This window comes from Cognatiluteimonas weifangensis, from assembly GCF_003416885.1.
Classification (GTDB): Bacteria; Pseudomonadota; Gammaproteobacteria; order Xanthomonadales; family Xanthomonadaceae; genus Cognatiluteimonas; species Cognatiluteimonas weifangensis.
Genome location: NZ_QVPD01000012.1, coordinates 1 through 22,533, shown reverse-complemented (window position 1 = coordinate 22,533; position 22,533 = coordinate 1). Strand labels below are relative to the sequence as shown.

Genomic DNA, 22,533 nt, shown 5'->3' with positions numbered 1-22,533 from the left:
GCTTCAAGCCGCTGGATCCCCGCTTTCGCGGGGATGACGACAATATTCGGACCTGCCAGGCCGGTAGGGTGTTCACCGTGGCGGAGATGGCGCTTCGCGCGCCACCGGTAACCGCCGCATTCGCAGCCGACGCCGCGCCTACGCCGCCGCGAGCAGCGTCCGCAGCGTTTCGCGGTAGCGCGCTGCGATCGCCTCGCGCGCCAGGTGCCGGCCCTCGGCGACCACGCGGCGGCCGCCGACGTGCACCTCGCGCACCAGGTTGCGGTTGCCGCTGAAGAGCCAGCGGTCCACCGCATCGGCCGCCTGCACGCCGGCGAATTGCGGCGCGTCGGTGTCGAGCACGAGCCAGTCCGCGCAGGCGCCGGGCTCGAGCCTGCCGACGGGTTGCCCGCTGGCATGGCCGCCGCTGGCCAGCACGCCGCGCAGCAGCGTCTCGCCGACGCTGGGGGAGACGCCGTCCACGGCGATGTTGCGGTGGCGCGTGGCCAGGCGCTGGCCGTACTCGAGCCAGCGCAGTTCCTCCACCGGCGACACCGAGATCTGCGAGTCCGAGCCGATGCCGAACGCGCCGCCGGCGTCCAGGTAGTCGCGCAGCGGGAACAGGCCGTCGCCGAGGTTGGCCTCGGTGGTCGGGCACAGCGCCACGGTGGCGCCGCTGCGGGCGATGCCCTGCACTTCCGCCTCGTCCAGGTGGGTGGCGTGCACCAGGGTCCAGCGCGCGTCGACCTCGGCGTTGGCGAGCAGCCATTCCACCGGGCGCGCGCCGCGCAGCGCGAGGCAGTCCTGGACCTCGCCGACCTGTTCGGCGATGTGGATGTGCCGCGGCAGCGCGCGCGGCAACGCCGCCAGCAGCGCGCGCATGGCGTCGGCCGGAACCGCACGCAGGCTGTGCAGCGCGCAGCCGATGCGCAGGCTGGCGTCCTCGGCGCTACGCAGGGTCTCGAGCAGGGCGAGAAAGGCATCGACATCGTGGCCGAAGCGGCGCTGCCGCTCGCCCAGCGCGCGGCCGTCGAAACCGCCGCTCATGTACAGCACCGGCAGCAATGTCAGGCGGATGCCGGCCTCGCGCGCGGCGGCGATCAGCGCGCGCGACATCGCCGCCGGGTCGGCGTACGGCTTGCCATCCGGGGCGTGGTGCAGGTAATGGAATTCGCAGACGCTGGTGTAGCCGGCTTCCAGCATCTCGACGTACAGCTGCGCGGCGACCGCGTGCAGCGTGTCGGGATCGAAGCGCGCGGCCATGCGGTACATGGTTTCGCGCCAAGTCCAGAACGAGTCGTGCGCATCGCGCGGCGCCGCGCCCGCGGGGCCGTCCAGCGTGCGGCGCTCGGCCAGCCCCGCCATCGCGCGCTGGAAAGCGTGCGAATGCAGGTTGGGGATGCCGGGCACGATCCAGCCGGCGCCGGCGGTCGGCTCGGCGCGGTCCAGCGCCTGGATGCGGCCGTCGCCGTCGCAGTCGAACCCGGCATCGCTGCGCCAGCCCGCAGGCGTCCACAACATCGCGGCGTCGATGGTCTGCATGCGGCCATTGTCTCCCGCCGCCCGGGGCAATGCGACTGCCCCGCGGCCGCCGCAACCGGCCTCTGTAGAATCGCCGCCATGACGACAGGCAGGCAGCAGTGGGACGGGCTGGCGACGGGCATGGCGCTGGCGACGCTGGACGCCGCGAGCGGCTACGGCGCGATCGCGGACGCGGCGCTGGGCTGGCGCGACGGCCGGCTGACGTACGTCGGCCCGCGCGCCGGCCTGCCGGGCGATCCAGCGACGCTGGCCCGCGAGGTGCTCGCGTTCGACGGCGGCTGGATCACCCCCGGACTGGTGGACTGCCATACCCACGTCGTGTTCGCCGGCGACCGCGCCGGCGAATTCGAGCAGCGCCTGCAGGGCGCCGACTACGCCGCCATCGCCCGCGCCGGCGGCGGCATCCTCTCGACCGTGCGCGCGGTGCGCGCCGCCAGCGAGGACGCGCTGCTGGCGCAATCGCTGCCGCGCGCACACGCGTTGCTGCGCGACGGCGTCACCACGCTGGAGATCAAGTCCGGCTACGGCCTGGACTACGACAACGAGCGCAAGCTGCTGCGGGTGGCGCGCCGCATCGGCACCGAGTTGGGCATCGAGGTGCGCGCGACCTTCCTCGGCGCGCACGCGCTGCCGCCGGAATACGCCGGCGACGGCGACGGCTACATCGCCGCGGTGCTCGACTGGCTGCCGCGGCTGCACGCCGAGGGGCTGGTGGACGCGGTGGACGCGTTCTGCGAGGGCATCGGCTTTTCGCCGGCGCAGACGCGGCGCGTGTTCGAAGCCGCGCGTGCGCTGGGGCTGCCGGTCAAGCTGCACGCCGATCAGCTCAGCGACCTCGGCGGCGCGGCGCTGGTGGCGGAATTCGGCGGCCTGTCGGCCGATCACATCGAGCACACCTCGGACGCCGGCGTGCGCGCGCTGGCGGCGGCCGGCACGGTCGCGGTGCTGCTGCCCGGCGCGTTCCACGTGCTGCGCGAAACCACGCTGCCGCCGCTGCAGCAGCTGCGCGCGCACGGCGTGCCGATGGCGGTGGCCACCGACTGCAATCCCGGCACCTCGCCGCTGCTGTCGCTGCGCCAGGCGATGCAGCTGGCGTGCACGCATTTCCGGCTGACGCCGGAGGAAGCGCTGCGCGGCGCCACCCTGCACGGCGCGCGCGCACTGGGCTGCGACGACCGCGGCGTGCTGCGCGCGGGCCTGCGCGCGGACTTCGTGCACTGGCGCATCGGCCAGCCGGCGGAACTGGGCTACTGGCTGGGGGGCGAGCTCGCGGCGGCGGTTTTCGCCGGCGGCCGGCGCGTGGCCTGAGCGCGCTCGCCAGCCCCGCAAACGACGAAGCCCCGCAGTGCGGGGCTTCGTTGCAGCCTGCGCGGAGCCGCGCCGGCGGCGATTACTTGGCGACGGTCTTCTTGGCCACGACCTTCTTCGCCGGGGCCTTGGCCACGGTGCGGGTCGCAGCCTTCTTCACCACCGGCGCCTTGACCGCGCCGGCGGCCTTGGCTGCGGCATGAGGGCGCACGTTGCCGTAGCTGGACTTGCTGCGCTTGCCCTTGGCGGTCTTGATGTCGCCCTTGCCCATGTCGTGCTCCTGAGATTCTCGTGTTCGATTGGGGATCGCGACGCGCGCGAGGGTCGGAATTCTAGCACGCGCTCCGGCGCCGCCTGCGCCCGGCCTGCGCCCTCAAGCCCCCGGCGCGGGGACCTCTGGGGGAAGCCAGTGGCCCGGCCTGTGCGGGACACGCGGTGACATTGCGGGACACGTCATGAATCCGCCCCCTGGAAGCTCGGCGGCAGCATTCCTTCGTCTCCCAAGCGCGGGACCTCTGCGGGTAGCCGGCGGCCCGGCCTATGCGGGACGGGACACGGCGCGAAAACATCTCCATCAAGCGCGGAAGCTTCTGCGGAGGAAGCCGGTAGCCCGGCCTGTGCGGGACTCGCCGTGTAGATTTCCCTTCAAGCGCGGAAGCTTCCGTGGGGGAAGCCGGCGGCCCGGCCTGTGCGGGACACGCCGTGTAGATCTTCCTTCAAGCGCGGAAGCTTCCGTGGGGGGAAGCCGGTGGCCCGGCCTGTGCGGGACACGCCGTGAATACGTCCCTGTAGGCTCCTCGGCGGCATCCATGCCGCCGACGGTCCCGCACAGGCCGGGCCACCGGCTTCCGGGCAGTGAGTTGGCGCTTGTAGAAAAGCCCCACGAAGCGATGACCTCCAATCTCGCCAAGTCGCCGCCCGGCGGGCTGGGGGTGCGGAGAGTGGGCCATGGATGGCCCACGACCCGACTTAAAGACAGGAGGTCGTCAGGAGGGCGCAGCACCCCCAGCCCACCGGACGGCGACTCTGTCCGAAGCCGATCTCCCGAGGTCAGGTCACGGATGGACGCGCCCGACGTAAAGGCGCTGGATCCCCGCCTTCGCGGGGACGACGACGACTCCTACCGGGACCGATCCCGTGCGCCGCATGGAATCAATGCGCGCAGCCGGCGCCGTGGACGTGGCAGTGGTGCAGCCGCAGATTGGCCAGGTGCGCGAGGCCGACCAGGGTGCCGCCGACGGTCATCACCACCGCGTGCGCCAGCAACGCATGGTGCAGCGGCGCGTACAGCACCCCCAGCCACAGCGCCAGCAGCCCCGGCAGCAGCAGCCACAACGCCCGCACCCGATGGTGGCGGCGATAACCCCAGACCAGGGTGAACAGGCCGAACAGGGTCGCGAACGCCACGAAACCTTCCTCGAAGCCTTCGCCCAGCCAGACCGCGACGCCGAGCGAGGGCAGCGCCGCGATCAGCAACGGCAGCAGCGCGCAGTGGATCGCGCACAGGAACGACGCGAGGAAACCGAAGCGGTCGGCGCTGCCGAACGCGCGACGGGATCGACGCATGACTTCCGGGGGAGCAACGCTCATGAGGTAATAATATAACATTCGAATCCCGCCCGTCACGTCCACCCGCCGATGCCGTCCCGTCCCCTGCGCCCCGCCCCCCTGGCCCTCGCCCTCGTCCTGGCCCTGGCCGCACCCCTGGCCTGGGCCGCCGACCCGCCCGCGCAGACCGACCCCCGGCATGCCGAACCCAAGACCCTGGACACGGTCGAGGTCACCGCCACCCCGCTGCCCGACACCGCCGAGAGCCTGGCGCAGCCGGTCGAGGTGCTCGCCGGGCAACGCCTGGACGCGGCCAAGGCCAGCTCGCTGGGCGAGACCGTGGGCCGGCTGCCCGGCGTGCAGTCGTCGTATTTCGGCCCCGGCGTCGGCCGCCCGATCGTGCGCGGCATGGACGGCGCGCGGGTGCAGGTGCTCAGCGGCGGCCTCGGTTCTGGCGACGTCTCCACCGTCAGCGCCGACCACGCGGTGACGATCGAGCCGTTCCTGGCCGACCAGATCGAAGTGCTCAAGGGTCCGGCCACCCTGCTTTACGGCAGCGGCGCCATCGGCGGCGCGGTCAACGTGGTCGACGGCCGCATTCCGGAGGCGCAGCCGGTCCAGCCGCTGCAGGGCCGCGCCGAGCTGCGCGCCGGTACCGTCAACGATGCGCGCAGCGGGATGCTGCGGCTGGACGGCGGCGCCGGCGATTTCGCATTCCACTTCGACGCGCTGCACCGCGAGACCGGCGACTACGAGATCCCCGGGTTCGCCGAGAGCGCGCGCCTGCTCGCCGAAGAAGGCGAAACGCCGGACCCCGACGAGGCCGGCGTGCTGCCCGGCAGCGGCCTGCGCACCGACGGCGCCGCGCTCGGCATGTCGTGGATCGGCAGCCGCGGCTTCCTCGGCGCCGGCTACAGCCTGTACTCGACCCGCTACGGCATCCCCGGCCATGCGCATGGCGAGGAGCACGACGAGCACGCGGAAGAGGGGCACGACGAGCGCGGCGCGGCCGAAGGCGTGCGCGTGGTCATGGACCAGCGCCGCAGCGAAGTGCGCGGCGGCCTCGACGCGCTCGGCCCGTTCCAGACCCTGCGCGTGAAGCTGGCGCGCACCGCCTACACCCACACCGAGCTGGAGGACGGCGCGGTCGGCACCGTGTTCGACAACGACAGCACCGAGGGCCGGGTGGAACTGGTGCACCGGCCGCTGGCCGGATTCGAAGGCGCACTGGGCCTGCAGTGGTCGCAGCGCGACTTCGCCGCCGTGGGCGCGGAGGCGTTCGTGCCCGGTTCGGAATCGCGCGACATCGGCGCATTCTGGATCGGCAACCGCGACTTCGGCCCGCTCGGCCTGCAACTCGGCGTGCGCCACGACCGCAACCGCATCGACGTGGACGACGCGCTGGCGATCGGCCCCGACCGCGAGTTCGATACCACCAGCGCCTCGGCATCGCTGGAATGGGAACTCGGCGAGGACCTGCACGTGGCGCTCGGCCTCGACCGCGCGCAGCGCTCGCCCACCGCCGAGGAGCTGTATTCGAACGGCCTGCACGTGGCCACCGGCAGCGTCGAGCAGGGCGATCCCGCGCTCGATCCGGAGACCGCCAACCGTGCCGAACTCGGCGCGCACTGGCACCTGGGCCCGCTGACCCTGCGCGCCGCGGTGTACCGCGTCGCCTACGACGACTTCATCTACCTCGCGCGCACCGGCCTCGTCGAGGAGGACCTGCCGGTGCAGCAGTGGCGCCAGGCCGACGCGCGCTTCACCGGCGGCGAGGCCGAACTCGAGTGGGCGCTGGCCGACAACACCAGCGGGCGCTGGGATCTGCGCCTGTTCGGCGACGCGGTCCGCGCGAAACTGGTCGACGGCGGCAACCTGCCGCGGATCGCGCCGGCGCGCCTGGGCGGCGAGTTGCGCTGGGAGCGCGACGCGCTGCGCGCATCGCTCGGTGCGACCCGCTACATGGAACAGGACCGCGTGGCGGAGTTCGAGACCGTCACCCCGGGTTACACCCTGGTGGATGCGCACTTCGCTTGGCATTCCGACACCAGGGGCGGCAACGCCTGGGAGCTGTTCGTGGATGGCCGCAACCTGCTCGACGAGGAAGCGCGCCCGCACACCTCGTTCCTGAAGGACCTGGCGCCACTGCCCGGCCGCGGCATCGAGGCCGGGGTGCGGATGTTCTTCTGATCTACAGGTTGCTGCACCTGGCGCAGAGGCCGTGCACTTCCAGGGTCTGCGCCTGCGGCACGAAGCCGAGCGCACGCGCGCGCTCGTCGAGCGCGGCGACCACCTGCTTGTCCTCCAGCTCCACCGCGGCGTGGCAGCGATCGCAGATCAGGAACGGCACCGAATGCTGCGCGGTGCTGGGATGGTGGCAGGCGACGAAGGCGTTGACCGATTCGAGCTTGTGGATGAAACCGTTGGCGAGCAGGAAATCCAGCGCGCGATAGACGGTAGGCGGGGCCGCGGCGCCGGCGCCGGCGTCGTCGTCGCGGTTGCCCGCGCGGATCCGGTCGAGCAGGTCGTAGGCTTTCACCGGCTTGCCGTCCTGCGCGATCAGGCCGAGCACGCGGGCGCGGATCGGGGTCAGGCGCAGGCCGCGCTCGCGGCAGGCGGCCTCGACCGCGGCCACGAACGCCTCGGCGTCGTGGACGTGGTGCTGGGGGTCGATGCAGGCATGCCGGGGCATGCCCCGATGATGGTGCCGCGGCGCGCGCGACTCAAGCCGGCAGCCGCGCCAGCGCCGCGTCGATCCGCGCCAGCGCCTGCTCGCGCCCCGCCAGCGCCACCGTGTGGCCGATGTCCGGGCTGACCTGGGTGCCGGTGATCGCCACCCGCAGCGGCTGCGCGACCTTGCCCATGCCCAGTTCCAGCGCCTGCGCGATCGCCTGCAGTTCGGCGTCGATCGCCTCGGCGCTCCAGTCGGCCAGCGCCGCCAGCCGGCGCCGGGCTTCGGCCAGCGGCGCGCGCGCGGCCGCGGTGAAATGTTTGGCCACCGCCTTCTCGTCGTAAACGGTCAGCGGCTGGTACCAGACCGCGGCGCGCTCGGCCATGTCCCGCAGCGTCTGCACGCGCTCGCGCAGGGCGACGACGACCGCGGCCGGCGCCGGCCCCCGGGCGAGGTCGTAACCGGCCTGGCGCAGGTGCCACGCCAGGTGCTCGCCGACCGCCTCCGGCGCGTCGTGCTTGAGGTACTGCTGGTTGAGCCAGCCGAGCTTGGCGATGTCCAGCCGCGCCGCCTTGGCGTTGACGTCGGCCAGGGCGAACAGCGACTGCATTTCCGCGATGGAGAACACTTCCTGGTCGCCGTGCGACCAGCCCAGCCGCACCAGGTAGTTGAGCAGCGCGTGCGGCAGGTAACCCATGTCGCGGTACTGCATCACGTCGGCGGCGCCGGTGCGCTTGCTCAGCTTGGCGCCGTGCTCGTCCAGGATCATCGGCAGGTGCGCGAACGCCGGAACGTCGGCGCCCAGCGCGCGGTAGATGTTGATCTGGCGCGGGGTGTTGTTGACGTGGTCGTCGCCGCGGACCACGTCGGTGATGGCCATGTCGATGTCGTCCACCACCACCGCGAAGTTGTAGGTGGCGTAGCCGTCGCTGCGGAAGATGACCAGGTCGTCCAGCTCGGCGTTGGCGATCTCGATGCGGCCCTTGACCTTGTCGTCCCAGGCGACCACGCCGTCCAGCGGGTTCCTGAAGCGGATCACGCGGTTGGGGTCGTCGCGCCAGCCGGCGTTGGCATCGCGGTAGGCGCCGTGGTAGCGCGGTTTTTCCTGCGCGGCCATCGCCGCGGCGCGCATCGCCTCCAGCTCCTCGCGGGTCTCGTAGGCGTAGTAGGCGTGGCCGGCGGCGACCAGCTGCTCGGCGACTTCCTTGTAGCGGTCCAGGCGCTGGGTCTGGTAGATCGGGCCTTCGTCGTAGTCCAGGCCGAGCCAGTCCATCGCCTCCAGGATCGCGTCGATCGCGGCCTGGGTGCTGCGTTCGCGGTCGGTGTCCTCGATCCGCAGGATGAACTGGCCGCCGCGCCGGCGCGCCTCCAGCCAGGCATACAGCGCGGTGCGCGCGCCGCCGATGTGCAGGTAGCCGGTGGGACTGGGGGCGAAGCGGGTGCGGCAGGACATGCGCGGGACCGGAAGCGGGGAACCGGTGATTTTACCGGACCTGCCCGGCCCCGGGCCGTCCGCGGCACCCGTGCCGGTGCGGCGCACGGCACCAGGCGCCCCCGCCGCGCACGGGCCCGACACCCGCGACGGCTGCGCTGCACCGCACGCACCCCGGCGCGGCGCGGGCCGGCCCTACAATGGCGCGATGACGACGTTGTTCATTTCCGACCTGCACCTGGACGCCGAACGCCCGGCGATCGCCGAGCTGTTCGGTCGCTTCATCGACACCCAGGCGCGCGAGGCGGATGCGCTGTACATCCTCGGCGACCTGTTCGAAGCCTGGGTCGGCGACGACGATCCCTCCGCCATCGGCGCCTTCGTCGCCGACAAACTGCGCGACCTGCGCGCGGCCGGGGTGCCGGTGTACTTCATCCGCGGCAACCGCGACTTCCTGCTCGGCCAGGACTACGCGCGCCGCGCGGGGATGACGATCCTGCCCGACCCCGCGGTGATCGTGCTCGACGGCCGGCCGACGCTGCTGCTGCACGGCGACCTGCTGTGCACCGACGACGTCGCCTACCAGCAGTTCCGCGCGCAGACCCGCGACCCGGCGTGGCAGGCGCAGTTCCTGGCGCAGCCGCTGGCCGCGCGCCTGGCCTATGCGCAGCAGGCGCGCGCGGCCAGTCGCGCCCACCAGTCCGGCCTGCGCGCGGCCGGCACGATGGAGACGATCACCGACGTGGCCGCGGCCACGGTCGCCTCGACCTTCGCCCGCTACGGCATCGACCGCATGATCCACGGCCACACCCACCGCCCGGCCGTGCACGCGGACGCCGGCGGCACCCGCATCGTGCTCGGCGACTGGTACACGCAAGGCTCGGTGCTGCGGGTGGATGCCGACGGCGCGCGATTGGCAACCCTGTAGCGTCGTCCCCGGGAGTCCAGGACGGGCGTCGGCCGCGCTGGCGCACGGTACGGAGGCGGCGGCGCAGGCACGGGGACAGGTCATCGCGGCCGGCGCCGCGCCCGCGGAACGCTCCGGCATCAGGACGGCGGCTGCAGCTGCTCCAGCGCGGCCAGCTCGGCGGCATCGAAACCCGCCGCGGTCCGCGCCGCGTGGTTGAACGGCCCGTGCAGCACGCCACCGGCGAATTCGCGCAGCAGTTCGCGGAAGCGCGGCACCGGCTCGACGCCGGCACGCGCGCAATGCCAGCGATACCAGCGCGAGCCGGCGGCGACGTGCGCGACTTCCTCGCGCAGGATCAGCGCGAGGATGTCGGCGCTGGCGTCGTCGCCGAGCTGGCGCAGCTTGGCGATCATCCCCGGGGTCACGTCGAGCCCGCGCGCCTCCAGCACCCGCGGCACCAGCGCCATCCGCGCCAGGCCGTCGGCGGCGGTCTTTTCCGCCATTTCCCACAGGCCGTTGTGGGCGTCGAAATCGCCGTAGTCGTGGCCGAACGCGCGCAGCCGCGCGCGCAGCAGGCCGAAGTGGCGCGCTTCGTCGGCGGCGACGCCGACCCAGTCGGCGTAGTACGCCGCGGGCAGGCCGCGGAAGCGGTACACCGCGTCCCAGGCCAGGTCGATGGCGTTGAACTCGATGTGCGCGACCGCGTGCAGGAACGCCGCCCGGCCCGCGTCGCTGCCGAAGCCGCGCCGCGGCAGTTCGCGCGGATGCACCAGGCGCGGCCGCGGCGGCCGCCCGGGCATGCGGATCGGCTGCGGTGGCGACGCGTCGGCCGGGAGCGCCAGCGCGCCGCGCGCGAACGCCGCCGCCGCGTCCCGGGTCGCGGCGAGCTTGGCCTCGGGCGTGGCGGCGTCGAGACAGGCGCGGGCGGCGTCGAACAGCGACTGCGTCATGGCGCCGGCGGCCGCTGCCGCACGGGCGTCACGAGACGCGACGGGATTTCTTGGCTTCGTCCGAGCGCAGCTGGCGGATGCGCTCGAAATAGCCCGGCTCGATCCCGGTCACGTACTCGCCGTTGAAGCAGGACGAGTCGAAGTGCGCGATCAGCTGCTTGGGCCCGGACACCGCCTCCTCCAGGTCCGCCAGGTCCTGGTACAGCAGCCAGTCGCAACCCAGCAGCTGCTGGATTTCCTCCTCGCTGCGGCCGTGCGCGATCAGCTCGTCGGCCGAGGGCATGTCGATGCCGTAGATGTTGGGGTGGCGCACCGGCGGCGCCGCCGAGGCCAGGTACACCTTGCGCGCACCGGCCTCGCGCGCCATCTGCACGATCTGCCTGGAGGTGGTGCCGCGCACGATCGAGTCGTCGACCAGCAGCACCACGCGGTTGCGGAATTCCAGCGGGATCGGATTGAGCTTGCGCTTCACCGACTGCGCGCGCTGGCCCTGCCCCGGCATGATGAAGGTGCGGCCGACGTAGCGGTTCTTGATGAAGCCCTCGCGGTACTTCACCCCGAGCACGTTGGCGATCTCCAGTGCGGCGTCGCGCGAGGTGTCCGGGATCGGGATCACCACGTCGATATCGTGGTCCGGGCGCAGGCGCAGGATCTTCTCGCCCAGCTTGACCCCCATGCGCATGCGCGCCTTGTGCACCGAGACCTCGTCCATCATCGAGTCCGGGCGCGCGAAATACACGAACTCGAAGATGCACGGCGCGTGTTGCTGCGGCGGCGCGCACTGGCGGGTGAACAGCTCGCCGCGCGCGGTCACTACCAGCGCCTCGCCGGGGGCGACGTCGCGCAGGCGCTCGAAGCCGAGGATGTCCAGCGCCACCGACTCCGACGCCACCGCGTATTCGTCGCCGCCAGCGGTGCTGCGCTTGCCCAGCACCAGCGGGCGGATGCCGTGCGGGTCGCGGAACGCGACCAGGCCCAGCCCCAGCACCGCGGTCACCACCGCGTAACCGCCTTTCGCGCGCCGGTTGACGCCCTCCAGCGCGCGGAACACCGCCTCCGGGGTCAGCGCCTTCTGCAGGTCCAGCTCGTGCGCGAACACGTTGAGCAGCACTTCCGAGTCGGACTCGGTGTTGACGTTGCGGCGATCCTGCTCGAACACCTCGCGGCGCAGCGCGTCGGTGTTGATCAGGTTGCCGTTGTGCGCCAGGGCAATGCCGTAGGGCGAGTTGACGTAGAACGGCTGCGCCTCGTCCAGGCCTTCGCTGCCGGCGGTCGGATAGCGGCAGTGGGCGATGCCGACGCGGCCCTCGAGTTGGCGCATGGACCCGGCGTCGAACACGTCGCGCACCAGGCCGTTGCCCTTGTGCACGCGCAGGTGGGTGCCGTCGGCGGTGGCGATCCCGGCCGCGTCCTGGCCGCGGTGCTGCAGCACGGTCAGGCCGTCGTACAGCTGGGCCGCGACGTCCTGCGTCGCCACGATACCGATGATGCCGCACATGTCAGGCTCTCCGGGGCGTCAGACGCCGGGTTGCGGCAACGCGGGAGCGTCGCCGGTGTCGAGGGAAGGCGGCCGGGTGCCGCCGAAATCGATCCGTTGCGCGGCCCACGCCGGCAACCAGCCGCGCAGCCATTGCGCGCCGGGCAGCAGCACCGGGACCACCTGCGAGGCGTGCCAGCCGGGCTCGCGCGGCAACGTGGTGAAACCCATCAGCAGCACCAGCACGCAGGCGACGAAGCCGCCGCGCACCAGCCCCAGGGCGAAGCCGAGCGCGCGGTCCATGCCCGACAGGCCGACCGAATGCAGCAGCTTGCGCAGCGCCCAGCCGACCGCGCCGACGAACAGCAGCACGCCGAGGAAGCTCAGTCCGTAGCCCGCCAGCAACTGCCCGGCGCCGGGTTCCGCGCCGCCGGCCAGGGCCAGCGCCACCCGTGCGCCGAAGCGGAACGCCGCCCAGCCCGCGAGCACCCAGGCCAGCAGCGAGGCGAGCACGCCGACGAAGCCGCGCAGCAGCCCCAGCAGCGTGGAGGCGCCGATCACCGCGAGCAGCAGCAGGTCGGTGGCGGTCATGGCGGGCCGGTGCGGGCGTGGCGAGCGCTCACGGGTGCGGACGGACGATGCCGGCGACGCCGAGTTTGGCCTGGACCTGGGCCTGCAAGCGCTCGGCGTCGGCGCGGCTGGCGACCGGGCCGATCCGCACCCGGGTCAAGGCGCCCCTGTCGGTGGCGACGGTTTCGGTGAAGGCGCTGAAGCCGGCGGCGCGGGCGCGGTCGCGCAGGGCGACGGCATCGGCAGATTTGCTGAAAGCGGCCAGTTGCACCGCAAAGCCGGTGTCGGCCGCGGCCGGGATCGCCGGCTTCGGGATCGCCGGCTTCGGGATCGCCGGCTTCGGGATCGCCGGCTTCGGGGCCGCCGGCTTCGCTGCCGTGGCCGCCGGCCTGGGCGCGGCCGGCGCGGCGGCGGCCTTGCCGGCCGCGCGCTCGGCATCCAGCGCGACCACGCGCGCATCGACGTCGTCGCGCACATGTGCGGCGCGCAGGCGCGCGGCCTCGGCCTGCGCGCGGGTCGCGTACGGGCCGATGCGCACCCGCTGCACCGGCTTGCCGTCGACCTGCGCCGGCTCGCGATAGCCGGGCAGTTGCGAGGCGCGCAGCGAGGCGACCACGGCATCGGCCGCGGTGGCGGTGGTGAAACTGCCGAAGCTCACCGCGTAGTCGCCGCCGGCGGTGGGCGCGGGGAACATCTCGCCGTTGACGACCGCGGGCGCCGTCGTCGCGGGGGCCGCGTCGGCCGGCGGCGGGGCCTGGACGGCGGGGGCCGGCGCGGTCTCGGGCAGCGGTGCCGTCGTGCTGGCCGCATCGGCCGCGGTCGGGTCGGACGGCACGCCCAGCGCACTGTCGCCGGGTGCGGCGGCCGGTGTCACCAGCGGCAGGTCGCGGGTCTCGTACTGGTCCGGCGGCGCCTCGGGCATGGACAACGGCACGTCGGCGACGCCGCTGTCCGGGGCCGGCCCCTGCACCAGCATCGGCAGGAAGATCACCGCCAGCGCGACCAGTACGGCGGCGCCGACGAGGCGCTGTTTCAGTCCGGGGTCCATCGGCGCTCGCAGGCTGCGGGAGGCACGCGGATTATAGCCGTGCAGGGACAGGCCGCGCCGGGACCGAGCCCGCCCGCGACGCTGGACAACGCGTCGCCATGCGCCAGCTGAACGCGCGTGCACGCCGCACGCGCGAATCCCTGCGCACACGGGCTCTCAGGCACTGCGCAGGGAGTGATCATTCCCGAGACATTCGGCCCGCGCTGCGCCTGCGGGTTGCAGGCGCCAGTCTCCACTTCGCAGACCGTCAAGCGGCATTCCTTCGCCCCGCGACACTCGGGACGCGAGGGGAAGTTCGTTCGGGTTCACCCCAGCGCCGTCAGCGCCGCGGTCACGGTGTGGAACGACCCGAACACCAGGATGCGATCGCCCGCCCGCGCCTGCGCCAGCGCGGCCTGCAGCGCCGCGGCCACGTCGGCATGGCGTTCGCCGGCCGCCGCCGCGGTGCCGGCCAGGCGCTGCGCGAACGCATCGACCGCCAACCCGCGCGGCCCGGCCTCGACCAGCCCGGCCAGATACCAGCGGTCGATCCGGTCGGCCAGCGCGGCGACCACACCGGCGGCATCCTTGTCGCCCAGCGCCGCATACACCGCATGCGTGCGCCCCGCGGCCGGCGCCTGCCGCAGCCAGGCGGCCAGCTCGCGCGCGGCCTGCGGGTTGTGGCCGACGTCGACCACGACGGCGACGCCGTCGCGCTCGAAGCGCTGCAGCCGCCCGGGCAGCTGCACCTCGGCGACACCGCGGGCCACGGCCGCGCGCGACAGTGGCTTGCCGAGCGCGCGCAGCGCCGCGATCGCGGTGGCGGCGTTGCGCAGCTGCGCCGGCCCCGCCAACCGCGGCAGCGGCAGCAGGTCGCACCGGCCGACATCGCGCCAGCGCCAGTGCCCGGCATCGACCGGCTCGAAGAAGAAATCGCAGTTGGCGCGGATCGTCGCCGCGCCGATCGCGTAGGCATGGCCGAGCACGCTCGACGGCGGATCGTCCTCGCCCAGCACCAGCGGCTTCCAGGCCCGCGCGATGCCGACCTTCTCCCTGCCGATCGCCTCGCGGTCGGCGCCGAGCCAGTCGACGTGGTCGATGTCCACCGTGGTTACCACGGCGACGTCGGCATCGATCAGGTTGACCGCGTCCAGGCGCCCGCCGAGGCCGACCTCCAGCACCGCCAGATCCAGCCGCGCGCGCTGGAACAGCCACAGCGCGGCCAGGGTGCCGTATTCGAAATAGGTCAGCGGCACATCCCGATCATCCTGAGCCTGTCGAAGGACGCGCGCCGCCTCCACCGCGTCGAAGCCGGCGACCAGCTCGGCGTCGCTGGCGACCGTACCGTCGATGCGCACGCGCTCGTTGTAGGCGAGCAGGTGCGGCGAGGTGTAGGCGCCCACGCGCCAGCCGGCGGCGCGCGCGATCGCCTCGATGAAGGCGACGGTGGAGCCCTTGCCGTTGGTGCCGGCGACGGTGATCGTCCGGCGCGCCGGATGCTGCAGGCCCATCCGCTGCGCGACCGCGCGCACGCGCTCCAGGCCGAGCGCGATCGATTGCGGATGCTGGCGCTCGATGTAGTCGAGCCATTGGGCGAGCGATCGCGTCATGCGCCAATTGTAGGGCGGGTCGGCGCCCGCCTCGCGCGATTGCGGGCGACACGACGGGACCGCGGGCGACGCCCCGCGGCGCCGAGCCGCAGGTCGGTCACAGCGCGCGATGGACGGCTTCGCCGAACAGCGCGGTGTGGTGGCTGCAGTCGTTGAGGCGGACGACCTCGAGGCGGTCGACCGCGGGTCCCTCGAGCAGGTTCAGCGTGGTCGGCGCCTGGCGGAAGCGCCACAGGTGCGCCAGCGGCAGGCCGAGCACGCGGCACAGCAGCACGCGGTTGACCGCATCGTGGGCGACCACCAGCAGGGTGTCGTCGTCGCCCAGGCCGTCGCAGGCGCGCTGCAGTGCCGGCCAGGCGCGGTCGAGCACGTGCTGCAGCGATTCGCCCTGCGGCATCAGCACCTCGTGCGGCGCCTCGCGCCAGGCGCGCGCGCGCTCCGGGTCGCGCGCGTGGATCTCGCCGGCGAGCAGGCCTTCCCAGTCGCCGTGGGCGATTTCCATGAAGCCGTGATCGGTGGCCAGCATCGCCGCGCGCGCCTCGCCCAGCGCCAGTTCCGCGGTGCGCAGCGCGCGCCCCAGCGGCGAGGCGATGGCGCGGTCGATGCGCACTTCGCGCAGGCGCGCACCCAGCGCCCGCGCCTGCGCCTCGCCGACCGGCGACAGCGGGATGTCCTCCTGGCCCTGGTAGCGGCCCTCGGCGTTCCAGGCGGTTTCGCCGTGGCGGGCGAGCAGGATGCGCATCACAGCGCCTCCAGCGACAGCATCCCGGCGATGCCGCGCAGCGCGACCAGTTGCGCCTCGGGCACCGGGCGGTCGACGGTGATCGCGGCCAGCGCCTCGCCGTCGCCCTTGGCGCCGAGCGAGAAGTTGACGATGTTGACCCCGGCCGCGCCCAGGTGCGAACCGACCAGGCCGATGATCCCGGGGCGGTCGACGTTGCGCATCAGCAGCAGATGCGCCTGCGGGTCGAACTCGATCTCCACCCCGTCCAGGCGCACCACCCGCGGGCCGCGGTGCAGGGTCGCTTCCAGTTCGCGCGCCTCGCCGTGTTCGTCCTCGATCCGCAGCTTCAGCAGGCGGTCGAAGCCGTTGCCGTTGCCGCCGACGGTCTCGGCCACCACCAGGCCGCGCGCCGCGGCTTCCTGCAGCGCGTTGACCGGGGTGACGCGGGTGGAAACGCCGCCCAGCAGCGCCGCCACCAGCAGCCGGGTCAGCGGCCGCGAATCCAGCGCCTCGCTGCGCCCGGCGTAGGTGATGTGCAGCCGGGCCGGCGCCGGCACCAGCCGTGCGGCCAGCTTGCCCAGCGCCGACATCAGCGGCATCCACGGCCCGACCTCGCGCGCGGCCTCGGCGGTCAGCGGCGGCAGGTTGACGCAGCCGGCGACCGCGCCGGTGGCGAAATAATCCAGCACCTGGCGCGCCAGGATGGTGCTCACCGCCTGCTGCGCCTCGCCGGTGGACGCGCCCAGGTGCGGCGTCAGCACCAGATTGGCGTGGGTACGCAGGGGCGAGTCGACCGGCAGCGGCTCGGTGGCGAAGGTGTCGAGCGCGGCGCCGGCGATCTGCCCGGAATCCAGCGCCGCGAGCAGCGCGGCCTCGTCGACCAGGCCGCCGCGCGCGGCGTTGATCAGGTACGCGCCATGCTTCATCCGCGCCAGGGTGTCGGCGTTGAGCAGGTGCGTGGTGTCCTTGGTGCGCGGCACGTGCAGGGTGACCACGTCGGCCCAGGCCAGCAGTTCCTCCAGCGGCTTCAGCGGCACGCTGCCATGCGCGGCCGCCGACGGCGGCAGGAACGGGTCGTAGGCGGCCACGTCCATGCCCAGCGCCAGCGCCTTGCGCGCGACCGTGCCGCCGATCCGGCCGAGGCCGATCACGCCGAGTTTCTTGCCTTCCAGCTCGAAGCCGGTGAGCCCGGCCTTGGGCCACTGCCCGGCCTTCATCCCGGCATCGGCGCTGGGCACGTGCCGGGCGAGCGCGAACAGCAGCGACAGCGCGTGCTCGGCGGCGGCCAGGGTGTTGCCGTCGGGCGCGTTCATCACCGCGATGCCGCGCGCGGTGGCGGTCTCCACGTCGATGGTGTCGACCCCGGCGCCGGCGCGCCCGATCACCCGCAGCGCGGCGGTGTGTTCCAGCGCCTGCGCGCCGACCGGCGTGGCCGAGCGCACCAGCAGCGCATCCACGCCCGCCAGCGCCCGCGACAACGCGGCCGGGTCCTTCAACGGTTCGGAAACCACGACCTCCCAGCCGGCGTCGCGGAACAACGCCAGACCGTCCTCGTGGATGCCATCGCAAGCCAGCACTTTCATCGCATGCTCCTGTGGTGTGGGGACCACGGACACGCAAGCCGCCGGCGGACGGGAAATCCGGGCCGCAACGGCTGCGGCACGGGGAACACGCATCGGGAGACGGGGCCGGCAGGCATGGGAATCCGCGATCGCGACAGCCTAGCAGACGCCGGCCCCGGCGCAAGCGGCGGCGCGCCGGCCCGCCCGCCGGGGGCGGTGCGCGCCGCCCGGCCGCGCCCGCGGCCCCGGCGGCGCGCCGCAGCGGCTCACTCCGCCGGCAGGTTCATCTCCCGCAGCAGGTGCGGCGCCGGATAGACCTTGGCCAGCAGCCAGCGCAGGTAGCGCACGTCGACATGGATCGCGCGCTTGTAGCGCGGGTCGTACATCCAGCTGGCACTGACCGCTTCCCAGTTGCTGTCGAAGTTCAGGCCGATCAGCCGACCCCTCGCATCCAGCACCGGCGAGCCGGAGTTGCCGCCGGTGGTGTCCAGGTTGGTCATGAAGTCGACCGTCTGCGTCTTCAGCACCGGGTCGGCGGTGCTGCCGAAATCGCCCTTGGCGATCGCCTCGCGCAGCGGCGCGGGCGCGTCGAACGGCGCCTGCCCGGTGTGCTTCTCGAGGATGCCCGCCACCGTGGTCAGCGGCACGTAATGCACGCCGTCGCGCGGCTCCAGGGCGCTGACCTTGCCGTAGCTCACGCGCAGTGTGGAATTGGCGTCCGGATACACCGCCCTGCCCTGCGACTGGCGGTAGCCGATCAGCGCGCGCATGTAGGCCGGCCGCAGGCGCAGCAGGTCGCCGCCGCGGGCCTTGTCGGCGTCCTCCTCGCGCAGCACCGCCGGCAGCAGTTGCGCGGCGGCGCGCAGCAGCGGGTCGGCGGCGGCCGCGACATCGGCCGGCGCCGCGGCCAGCAGGCGCAGGCGTTCGGCCTCCTCGCCCAGCCGGGTCTGCGCGTACAGCGTGTCGAGTGCGGCCTGCGTGGCGGCAGCGTCGCGACCGAAGACCGCATCGACCTCGGCGATGCGCTGGTTGGCCGGCAAGGCGCGGTAGCGGCGCAGCAGTTCCGCCAGCAGCGCCTTCTCCACCATTGGGTCGTAGCGACGCTGCACCTGCTTGAGCGCGCCTTCGATCAGCGCCTCGTCGCGCTGCTGGTAACCGCGCTCGCGCTGCGGATCCGGCTTGCCGCGTTCGGCCGCCAGTCGCTGCAGCTGGTAGGCGCTCTTGAGCAGCTGCGTCTGCGAGCGCATCAGGCCGAACAGCTGGTCGCGCTCGCGGCTGGCGTGCGACTGCGCGATCAGCGCCTGCGCGGCTTCGATGTCCGCGCGCGTCGCGGCGGCGTCGGGTTGCCGCGCCAGCCACGCCAGCATCGCGGCCTCGTCTTCGCGCCGCACCCGTACCGCCTCGCTGCGACGCAGGCCGTCGAGTTCGCCCTGGGCGCGCTTGAGCCCGTTCTTCAGGCCCGCCAGCTGCGAGGCATAGCGCACCTGCGCGTCCTGGCTGGCGGCGCTGGCGCTCTCGATCGTGCCGATCAGCGCGCCGAGCACGTCCACCCGCCACGGCAGTCCCGCCTGCACCTGGTCGGCGAATTCCATCGCCATGCGGTGCCGGTAGGTGGTGCCCGGATAGCCGGCGAGCATGGCGAAATCGCCTTCGGCGACCGGATCGGTGGATACCGTCAGGTACGCCGGCGGCTGGTACGGCACATTGTCGGCCGAGAACGCGGCCGGCTTGCCGTCCTTGCCGACGTAGGCACGGTAGAAGGCGAAGTCGCCGCTATGCCGCGGCCACATGAAGTTGTCGATCTCGTCGCCGTAATTGCCGATCGCTTCCGGCGGCGCGTACACCAGCCGGATGTCCTTCAGCTCCAGCTGCCTGACCAGGTAGAAGTCGGTGCCGTAGTACATGTTGGCGACGCTGCAGCGGTAGCCGGCCTCCTGCTCGCACTCGGCGACCACGGCCTTGCTGGCCGCGTCCACGACGTCGTAGTAGGCACGCCCGGTCTTGCCGCGCGCATCGGCGAGGATGCGGTCGGTGATGCGCTCGAAGGCGGTGGTGACGAACACCCGCGCCGCCGGCCCGGCCGAGACTTCCTGCGCCTGGGTGGCGGCGTTGAAGCCGTTGGCGATCAGGTTGTTCTGCGGGGTGGAATTGAGCTGGATCGCGCCCATCGCGCAGTGGTGGTTGGTCACCACCAGGCCCCGGGGCGAAACGAAGCTCGCGGTGCAGCCGCCCAGCGACACCACCGCGCTCATCGGCGGCCGGGTGAGGTCGGCCAGGCTCGCCGGATCGCCCTGGAAACCGGCCTGCCTGAGCTGCCCGGCGATGCCCGGCAACTGCGACGGCATCCACATGCCCTCGTCGGCCTGCGCCGCGAACCCGGTGCTGGCGGCGGCCGCGAGCACGGCCACGCGCAAGGATTTCGACAATGCCTTCTGCTCAGTCATGCGACAGCCCCATTTCCGCGAGCAGGCGCTCGGCGTGGTCGACTTCGTCCATCACCCAGCGCATGTAGCGGGTGTCGACGTGGATCGAGCGGGTCAGCGCGGGATTGAAGATCCAGTCGGCGCTGAGGCTCTCGTAGTTGCCGTCGAACAGCAGCCCGACGAGTTCTCCCTTCGCGTTCAGCGTCGGCGAACCGGAGTTGCCGCCGGTGGTGTCGACGTCGCTGAGGAAGTTGACCGGCACGTCGCCGAGTTCCGGCATCCGGTACTGGCTGCCCTGGCCCTGCGCGATCGCGTCGAGCTCGGCCTTGGGCGACACGAACGGTTCCTCGCCGGTGGTCTTGGCGACGATCCCGGCCAGGGTGGTGAACGGCGTCATCTCCACACCGTCGCGCGGCGAATACCCGCGCACGGTGCCGAAGGTGATGCGCAGCGAGCTGTTGGCGTCCGGGTACACCGGCTTGCCCTGCGCCTGGTTGAAATCGATCATCGCCTGCATGTACTGCGGACGCAGCGCGGAAATGCGGCCGCTGCGCGCCTTGCCGTCCTGTTCGAAACGCAGCAACGCCGGCATCACCTGCACCGCGAACTGCAGCGCCGGGTCGGTCGAAGCCTCGATCGCGGCCTGGTCGGCCTTCAGCCACTGCAGGCGCGCATCGACGTTGCCCAGCTGGGAACCGGCATACAGTGCATCGAGCCTGGCGTCGAGATCCGCAATCGCCTGGTCGCCGGCGCCGATGCCGAGCCAGGCGTCGAGTTCCGGCACCCGCTGGTCGGCGGGCACCTGGCTGGCGTAGCGCTGCAGGCGCAATGCCATCAGCGCCTGGTCGACCCGGGCGTCGTAGCGCTTGTCGAGCGCGCGCAGGCCGCCTTCGATGCGCGGCGCGTCGCGGTCCTGGTAACCGGCTTCGCGCTCGGCATCGGGCTTGGCCTGTTCGATCGCGTTGCGGTACAGGCGCACCGCGGTGCCGGTCAGGCCGCCGCCGACCGCGGCGCCGAACCACTGCTCGCGCTCGCGGGTCCGGTTGTCGGCCGCCAGTTCCTGCTCCAGCGCGGCGAGCGCGCGGGCCTGCGCCGCCCCCTGCGCGCCACGCTCGCCAAGCCAGGCCTTGAGCGCGGCTTCCTGCGCACGCTTCATGCCGACCGGGTCCTGCATCTTGGCGAAGCCGTCGAGCTGGCCCTGGTAGAGCTTGAGCGCGTTGTTGATGCCGGCCACGGTCGAGGCGTACTTGAGCTCGGCGGCCTTGTCGCCGGCGGTGGTGCGCTCGATGGTGGCGAGGTAATCCTTGAAGTACTGCACCAGGGTCGGATAGCGCCACTGGATCGCCTGCTGCACTTCGTCGGCCAGGCGGTAGCGGCTGGTGGACCCCGGGTAGCCGGTGACCATCACGTAGTCGCCAGCGTGGAGCGGTTCCTGCGACACCGTCAGCCAGCTCCTGGGCTGGTACGGGACGTTGTCCTTCGAATACGCGGCCGGCTTGCCGTCCCTGCCGACGTAGGCGCGCAGGAAGCTCCAGTCGCCGGTGTGGCGCGGCCATTCGAAGTTGTCGACGTCGCCGCCGAACTTGCCGATCGCTTCCGGCGGCGCGTACACCAGGCGCACGTCCTTGATCTCCAGCTGCCGGATCAGCGAGAACTGCAGGCCGCCGTGGAAGTTGTAGACGTTGCAGCGCAGGCCGCCGGGCTGTTCGCACTCGGCCACCAGCGCCTTGCTGCGCGCATCGATCGCGTCGAAGCGGGCCTTGCCGTCCATGTCGGCGGTCAGGCCTGCGTTGATCTGCGCGGTGACGTCGCGAATGTCCTGGGTGACGTAGACGCGCGCGTTGGGGTCGGCCGGGAGTTCCTCGGCGAAGCTGCCGGCGACGAAACCGGTGGCCAGCAGGTCGCGCTCGGGCGTGGAGTTGTACTGGATGGCGCCGTAGCCGCAGTGGTGGTTGGTGACCACCAGGCCCTGCGGGGAGACGAAGCTGGCGGTGCAGCCGCCGAGGCTGATCACCGCGTCCAGCGGCTTGCCGGCGAGGTCGGACAGCGACGCCGGATCCAGCTGCAGCCCGCGCGCCTTGAGCTGCGCGGCCAGCTGCGGCATCTGGCTGGGTTGCCACATGCCCTCGTCGGCGTGGGCCGCAGTGGCGAACGCGGTCGCAGCGATCGCCGCGGCCAGGAAACGGATGCGCATGGCATTACCCCGAAGGCTGGAAACAAACCATGCACAGTAGCCACAGCCGGGTCGCATGGGCAACTGCCGAGGGTCATGGGCGCGGTTTTCCCGCAACTTCCTTGCACAAGAGTTCGTCCCGACCTCCGGGGACCGGCTTCGTACGCAGGCGTCGCCCGGCGGGCTGAGGGTGGTGCGCTCTCCTTACGACGTCCTGTCCTCCAATCGGGCCGCAGGCCATGCATGCCCTGACGGGCCGTCAGGGTCTGCCTCTGGAGATCGGCTTCGGAGGGAGTCGCCGCCCGGCAGGCTGGGGGTGCTGCGCCCTCCTGACGACCTCCTGTTTTCAAGTCGAGTCGTGGACCATCGGTGGCTTGCGTTCGTGAGATCGGCTTCGGACGGAGTCGCCGCCCGGCGGGCTGGGGGTACTGCGGCGCCCTCCTGACGACCTCCTGTCTTTAAGTCGGGTCGTGGGCCATGTCTGGCCCGACGCAAGTCGTGGCTGCTCTTGTGAGACCGGCTTCGGACGGAGTCGCCGCCCGGCGGACTGGGGGTGCTGCGCCCTCCTGACGACCTCCTGTCTTTAAGTCGGGTCGTGGACCCTCCATGGTCCACTCTCCGCACCCC

17 protein-coding genes are annotated in these 22,533 nt (G+C 72.5%); 3 read left to right on the top strand and 14 right to left on the bottom strand.

The window, feature by feature from the left end; genetic code table 11:
* Positions 1–138 precede the first annotated feature (138 nt).
* Positions 139–1,521 carry a formimidoylglutamate deiminase gene (locus D0Y53_RS10615; RefSeq protein WP_117203295.1) on the bottom strand — a complete coding sequence of 461 codons (1,383 nt, stop codon included), beginning with the start codon at positions 1,519–1,521 and terminating at the stop codon, positions 139–141.
* Between the two features lie 78 nt (positions 1,522–1,599).
* Here D0Y53_RS10615 and hutI point away from each other — a divergent pair, with 78 nt between their 5' ends.
* Positions 1,600–2,829: an imidazolonepropionase gene (gene hutI, locus D0Y53_RS10610; protein ID WP_117203293.1), complete on the top strand. Its 1,230-nt coding sequence runs from the start codon at positions 1,600–1,602 to the stop codon at positions 2,827–2,829.
* An 82-nt stretch (positions 2,830–2,911) separates the two neighbouring features.
* Here the strand turns inward: hutI and D0Y53_RS10605 are convergent, their stop codons facing one another.
* Together D0Y53_RS10605 and D0Y53_RS10600 are read right to left on the bottom strand one after the other, a co-directional pair.
* On the bottom strand, positions 2,912–3,100 hold the full coding sequence (locus D0Y53_RS10605; RefSeq protein WP_117203291.1) for a 30S ribosomal protein THX: 189 nt from the start codon (positions 3,098–3,100) through the stop codon (positions 2,912–2,914).
* Between the two features lie 881 nt (positions 3,101–3,981).
* Complete coding sequence (locus D0Y53_RS10600) at positions 3,982–4,395, bottom strand: MerC domain-containing protein (protein WP_117203289.1); 414 nt, start codon at positions 4,393–4,395, stop codon at positions 3,982–3,984.
* Between the two features lie 72 nt (positions 4,396–4,467).
* Between D0Y53_RS10600 and D0Y53_RS10595 the strand changes: the two genes are divergently transcribed.
* Positions 4,468–6,567, top strand: coding sequence for a TonB-dependent receptor domain-containing protein (locus D0Y53_RS10595; protein WP_117203287.1), 2,100 nt, complete (start codon positions 4,468–4,470; stop codon positions 6,565–6,567).
* 1 nt (position 6,568) lies between these two features.
* Here D0Y53_RS10595 and D0Y53_RS10590 read toward each other — a convergent pair whose 3' ends face one another.
* Together D0Y53_RS10590 and gltX are read right to left on the bottom strand one after the other, a co-directional pair.
* The gene (locus tag D0Y53_RS10590; RefSeq protein WP_117203285.1) at positions 6,569–7,069 is read right to left on the bottom strand and encodes a transcriptional repressor; all 501 of its coding nucleotides are present in this window, start codon (positions 7,067–7,069) and stop codon (positions 6,569–6,571) included.
* Between the two features lie 31 nt (positions 7,070–7,100).
* Positions 7,101–8,501, bottom strand: a complete 1,401-nt coding sequence (gene gltX / locus D0Y53_RS10585; protein WP_117203283.1) for a glutamate--tRNA ligase — start codon at positions 8,499–8,501, stop codon at positions 7,101–7,103.
* Between the two features lie 187 nt (positions 8,502–8,688).
* Here gltX and lpxH point away from each other — a divergent pair, with 187 nt between their 5' ends.
* Positions 8,689–9,408: a UDP-2,3-diacylglucosamine diphosphatase gene (gene lpxH, locus D0Y53_RS10580; RefSeq protein WP_117203281.1), complete on the top strand. Its 720-nt coding sequence runs from the start codon at positions 8,689–8,691 to the stop codon at positions 9,406–9,408.
* Between the two features lie 119 nt (positions 9,409–9,527).
* Here lpxH and D0Y53_RS10575 read toward each other — a convergent pair whose 3' ends face one another.
* The 9 genes from D0Y53_RS10575 to D0Y53_RS10535 all read right to left on the bottom strand — a co-directional run bounded on the left by D0Y53_RS10575 (position 9,528) and on the right by D0Y53_RS10535 (position 21,927).
* Positions 9,528–10,340 carry a ferritin-like domain-containing protein gene (locus D0Y53_RS10575; protein ID WP_117203279.1) on the bottom strand — a complete coding sequence of 271 codons (813 nt, stop codon included), beginning with the start codon at positions 10,338–10,340 and terminating at the stop codon, positions 9,528–9,530.
* 28 nt (positions 10,341–10,368) lie between these two features.
* Positions 10,369–11,838, bottom strand: a complete 1,470-nt coding sequence (gene purF, locus D0Y53_RS10570; protein ID WP_117203276.1) for an amidophosphoribosyltransferase — start codon at positions 11,836–11,838, stop codon at positions 10,369–10,371.
* Between the two features lie 18 nt (positions 11,839–11,856).
* Positions 11,857–12,408 (bottom strand): CvpA family protein, encoded by a 552-nt coding sequence (locus tag D0Y53_RS10565; protein WP_117203274.1) that lies wholly within the window; start codon positions 12,406–12,408, stop codon positions 11,857–11,859.
* A gap of 28 nt (positions 12,409–12,436) precedes the next feature.
* Positions 12,437–13,435: an SPOR domain-containing protein gene (locus tag D0Y53_RS10560; protein WP_117203272.1), complete on the bottom strand. Its 999-nt coding sequence runs from the start codon at positions 13,433–13,435 to the stop codon at positions 12,437–12,439.
* Between the two features lie 305 nt (positions 13,436–13,740).
* A complete protein-coding gene (gene folC, locus D0Y53_RS10555) occupies positions 13,741–15,024 on the bottom strand; it encodes a bifunctional tetrahydrofolate synthase/dihydrofolate synthase (RefSeq protein ID WP_117203270.1) in 1,284 nt (427 codons plus the stop codon).
* Positions 15,025–15,121: 97 nt separating this feature from the next.
* Positions 15,122–15,766 carry a histidine phosphatase family protein gene (locus tag D0Y53_RS10550; protein WP_117203269.1) on the bottom strand — a complete coding sequence of 215 codons (645 nt, stop codon included), beginning with the start codon at positions 15,764–15,766 and terminating at the stop codon, positions 15,122–15,124.
* Entirely contained in the window at positions 15,766–17,331 is a 1,566-nt protein-coding gene (gene serA, locus D0Y53_RS10545) for a phosphoglycerate dehydrogenase (RefSeq protein WP_158550642.1), read from the bottom strand. Before serA ends, D0Y53_RS10550 begins: the two co-directional genes overlap by 1 nt.
* A gap of 245 nt (positions 17,332–17,576) precedes the next feature.
* Positions 17,577–19,754, bottom strand: coding sequence for a S46 family peptidase (locus tag D0Y53_RS10540; protein ID WP_117203265.1), 2,178 nt, complete (start codon positions 19,752–19,754; stop codon positions 17,577–17,579).
* The gene (locus D0Y53_RS10535; RefSeq protein ID WP_117203263.1) at positions 19,747–21,927 is read right to left on the bottom strand and encodes a S46 family peptidase; all 2,181 of its coding nucleotides are present in this window, start codon (positions 21,925–21,927) and stop codon (positions 19,747–19,749) included. Before D0Y53_RS10535 ends, D0Y53_RS10540 begins: the two co-directional genes overlap by 8 nt.
* Positions 21,928–22,533: the final 606 nt, after the last annotated feature.

Coding starts and splice junctions, on each gene's coding strand:
- D0Y53_RS10615 (WP_117203295.1), bottom strand. CDS start 1,521: ATGCAGACCATCGACGCCGCGATGTTGTGGACGCCTGCGGGCTGGCGC.
- hutI (WP_117203293.1), top strand. CDS start 1,600: ATGACGACAGGCAGGCAGCAGTGGGACGGGCTGGCGACGGGCATGGCG.
- purF (WP_117203276.1), bottom strand. CDS start 11,838: ATGTGCGGCATCATCGGTATCGTGGCGACGCAGGACGTCGCGGCCCAG.
- D0Y53_RS10595 (WP_117203287.1), top strand. CDS start 4,468: ATGCCGTCCCGTCCCCTGCGCCCCGCCCCCCTGGCCCTCGCCCTCGTC.
- gltX (WP_117203283.1), bottom strand. CDS start 8,501: ATGTCCTGCCGCACCCGCTTCGCCCCCAGTCCCACCGGCTACCTGCAC.
- D0Y53_RS10565 (WP_117203274.1), bottom strand. CDS start 12,408: ATGACCGCCACCGACCTGCTGCTGCTCGCGGTGATCGGCGCCTCCACG.
- D0Y53_RS10590 (WP_117203285.1), bottom strand. CDS start 7,069: ATGCCCCGGCATGCCTGCATCGACCCCCAGCACCACGTCCACGACGCC.
- D0Y53_RS10575 (WP_117203279.1), bottom strand. CDS start 10,340: ATGACGCAGTCGCTGTTCGACGCCGCCCGCGCCTGTCTCGACGCCGCC.
- D0Y53_RS10605 (WP_117203291.1), bottom strand. CDS start 3,100: ATGGGCAAGGGCGACATCAAGACCGCCAAGGGCAAGCGCAGCAAGTCC.
- lpxH (WP_117203281.1), top strand. CDS start 8,689: ATGACGACGTTGTTCATTTCCGACCTGCACCTGGACGCCGAACGCCCG.
- D0Y53_RS10535 (WP_117203263.1), bottom strand. CDS start 21,927: ATGCGCATCCGTTTCCTGGCCGCGGCGATCGCTGCGACCGCGTTCGCC.
- D0Y53_RS10550 (WP_117203269.1), bottom strand. CDS start 15,766: ATGCGCATCCTGCTCGCCCGCCACGGCGAAACCGCCTGGAACGCCGAG.
- folC (WP_117203270.1), bottom strand. CDS start 15,024: ATGACGCGATCGCTCGCCCAATGGCTCGACTACATCGAGCGCCAGCAT.
- serA (WP_158550642.1), bottom strand. CDS start 17,331: ATGAAAGTGCTGGCTTGCGATGGCATCCACGAGGACGGTCTGGCGTTG.
- D0Y53_RS10560 (WP_117203272.1), bottom strand. CDS start 13,435: ATGGACCCCGGACTGAAACAGCGCCTCGTCGGCGCCGCCGTACTGGTC.
- D0Y53_RS10540 (WP_117203265.1), bottom strand. CDS start 19,754: ATGACTGAGCAGAAGGCATTGTCGAAATCCTTGCGCGTGGCCGTGCTC.
- D0Y53_RS10600 (WP_117203289.1), bottom strand. CDS start 4,395: ATGCGTCGATCCCGTCGCGCGTTCGGCAGCGCCGACCGCTTCGGTTTC.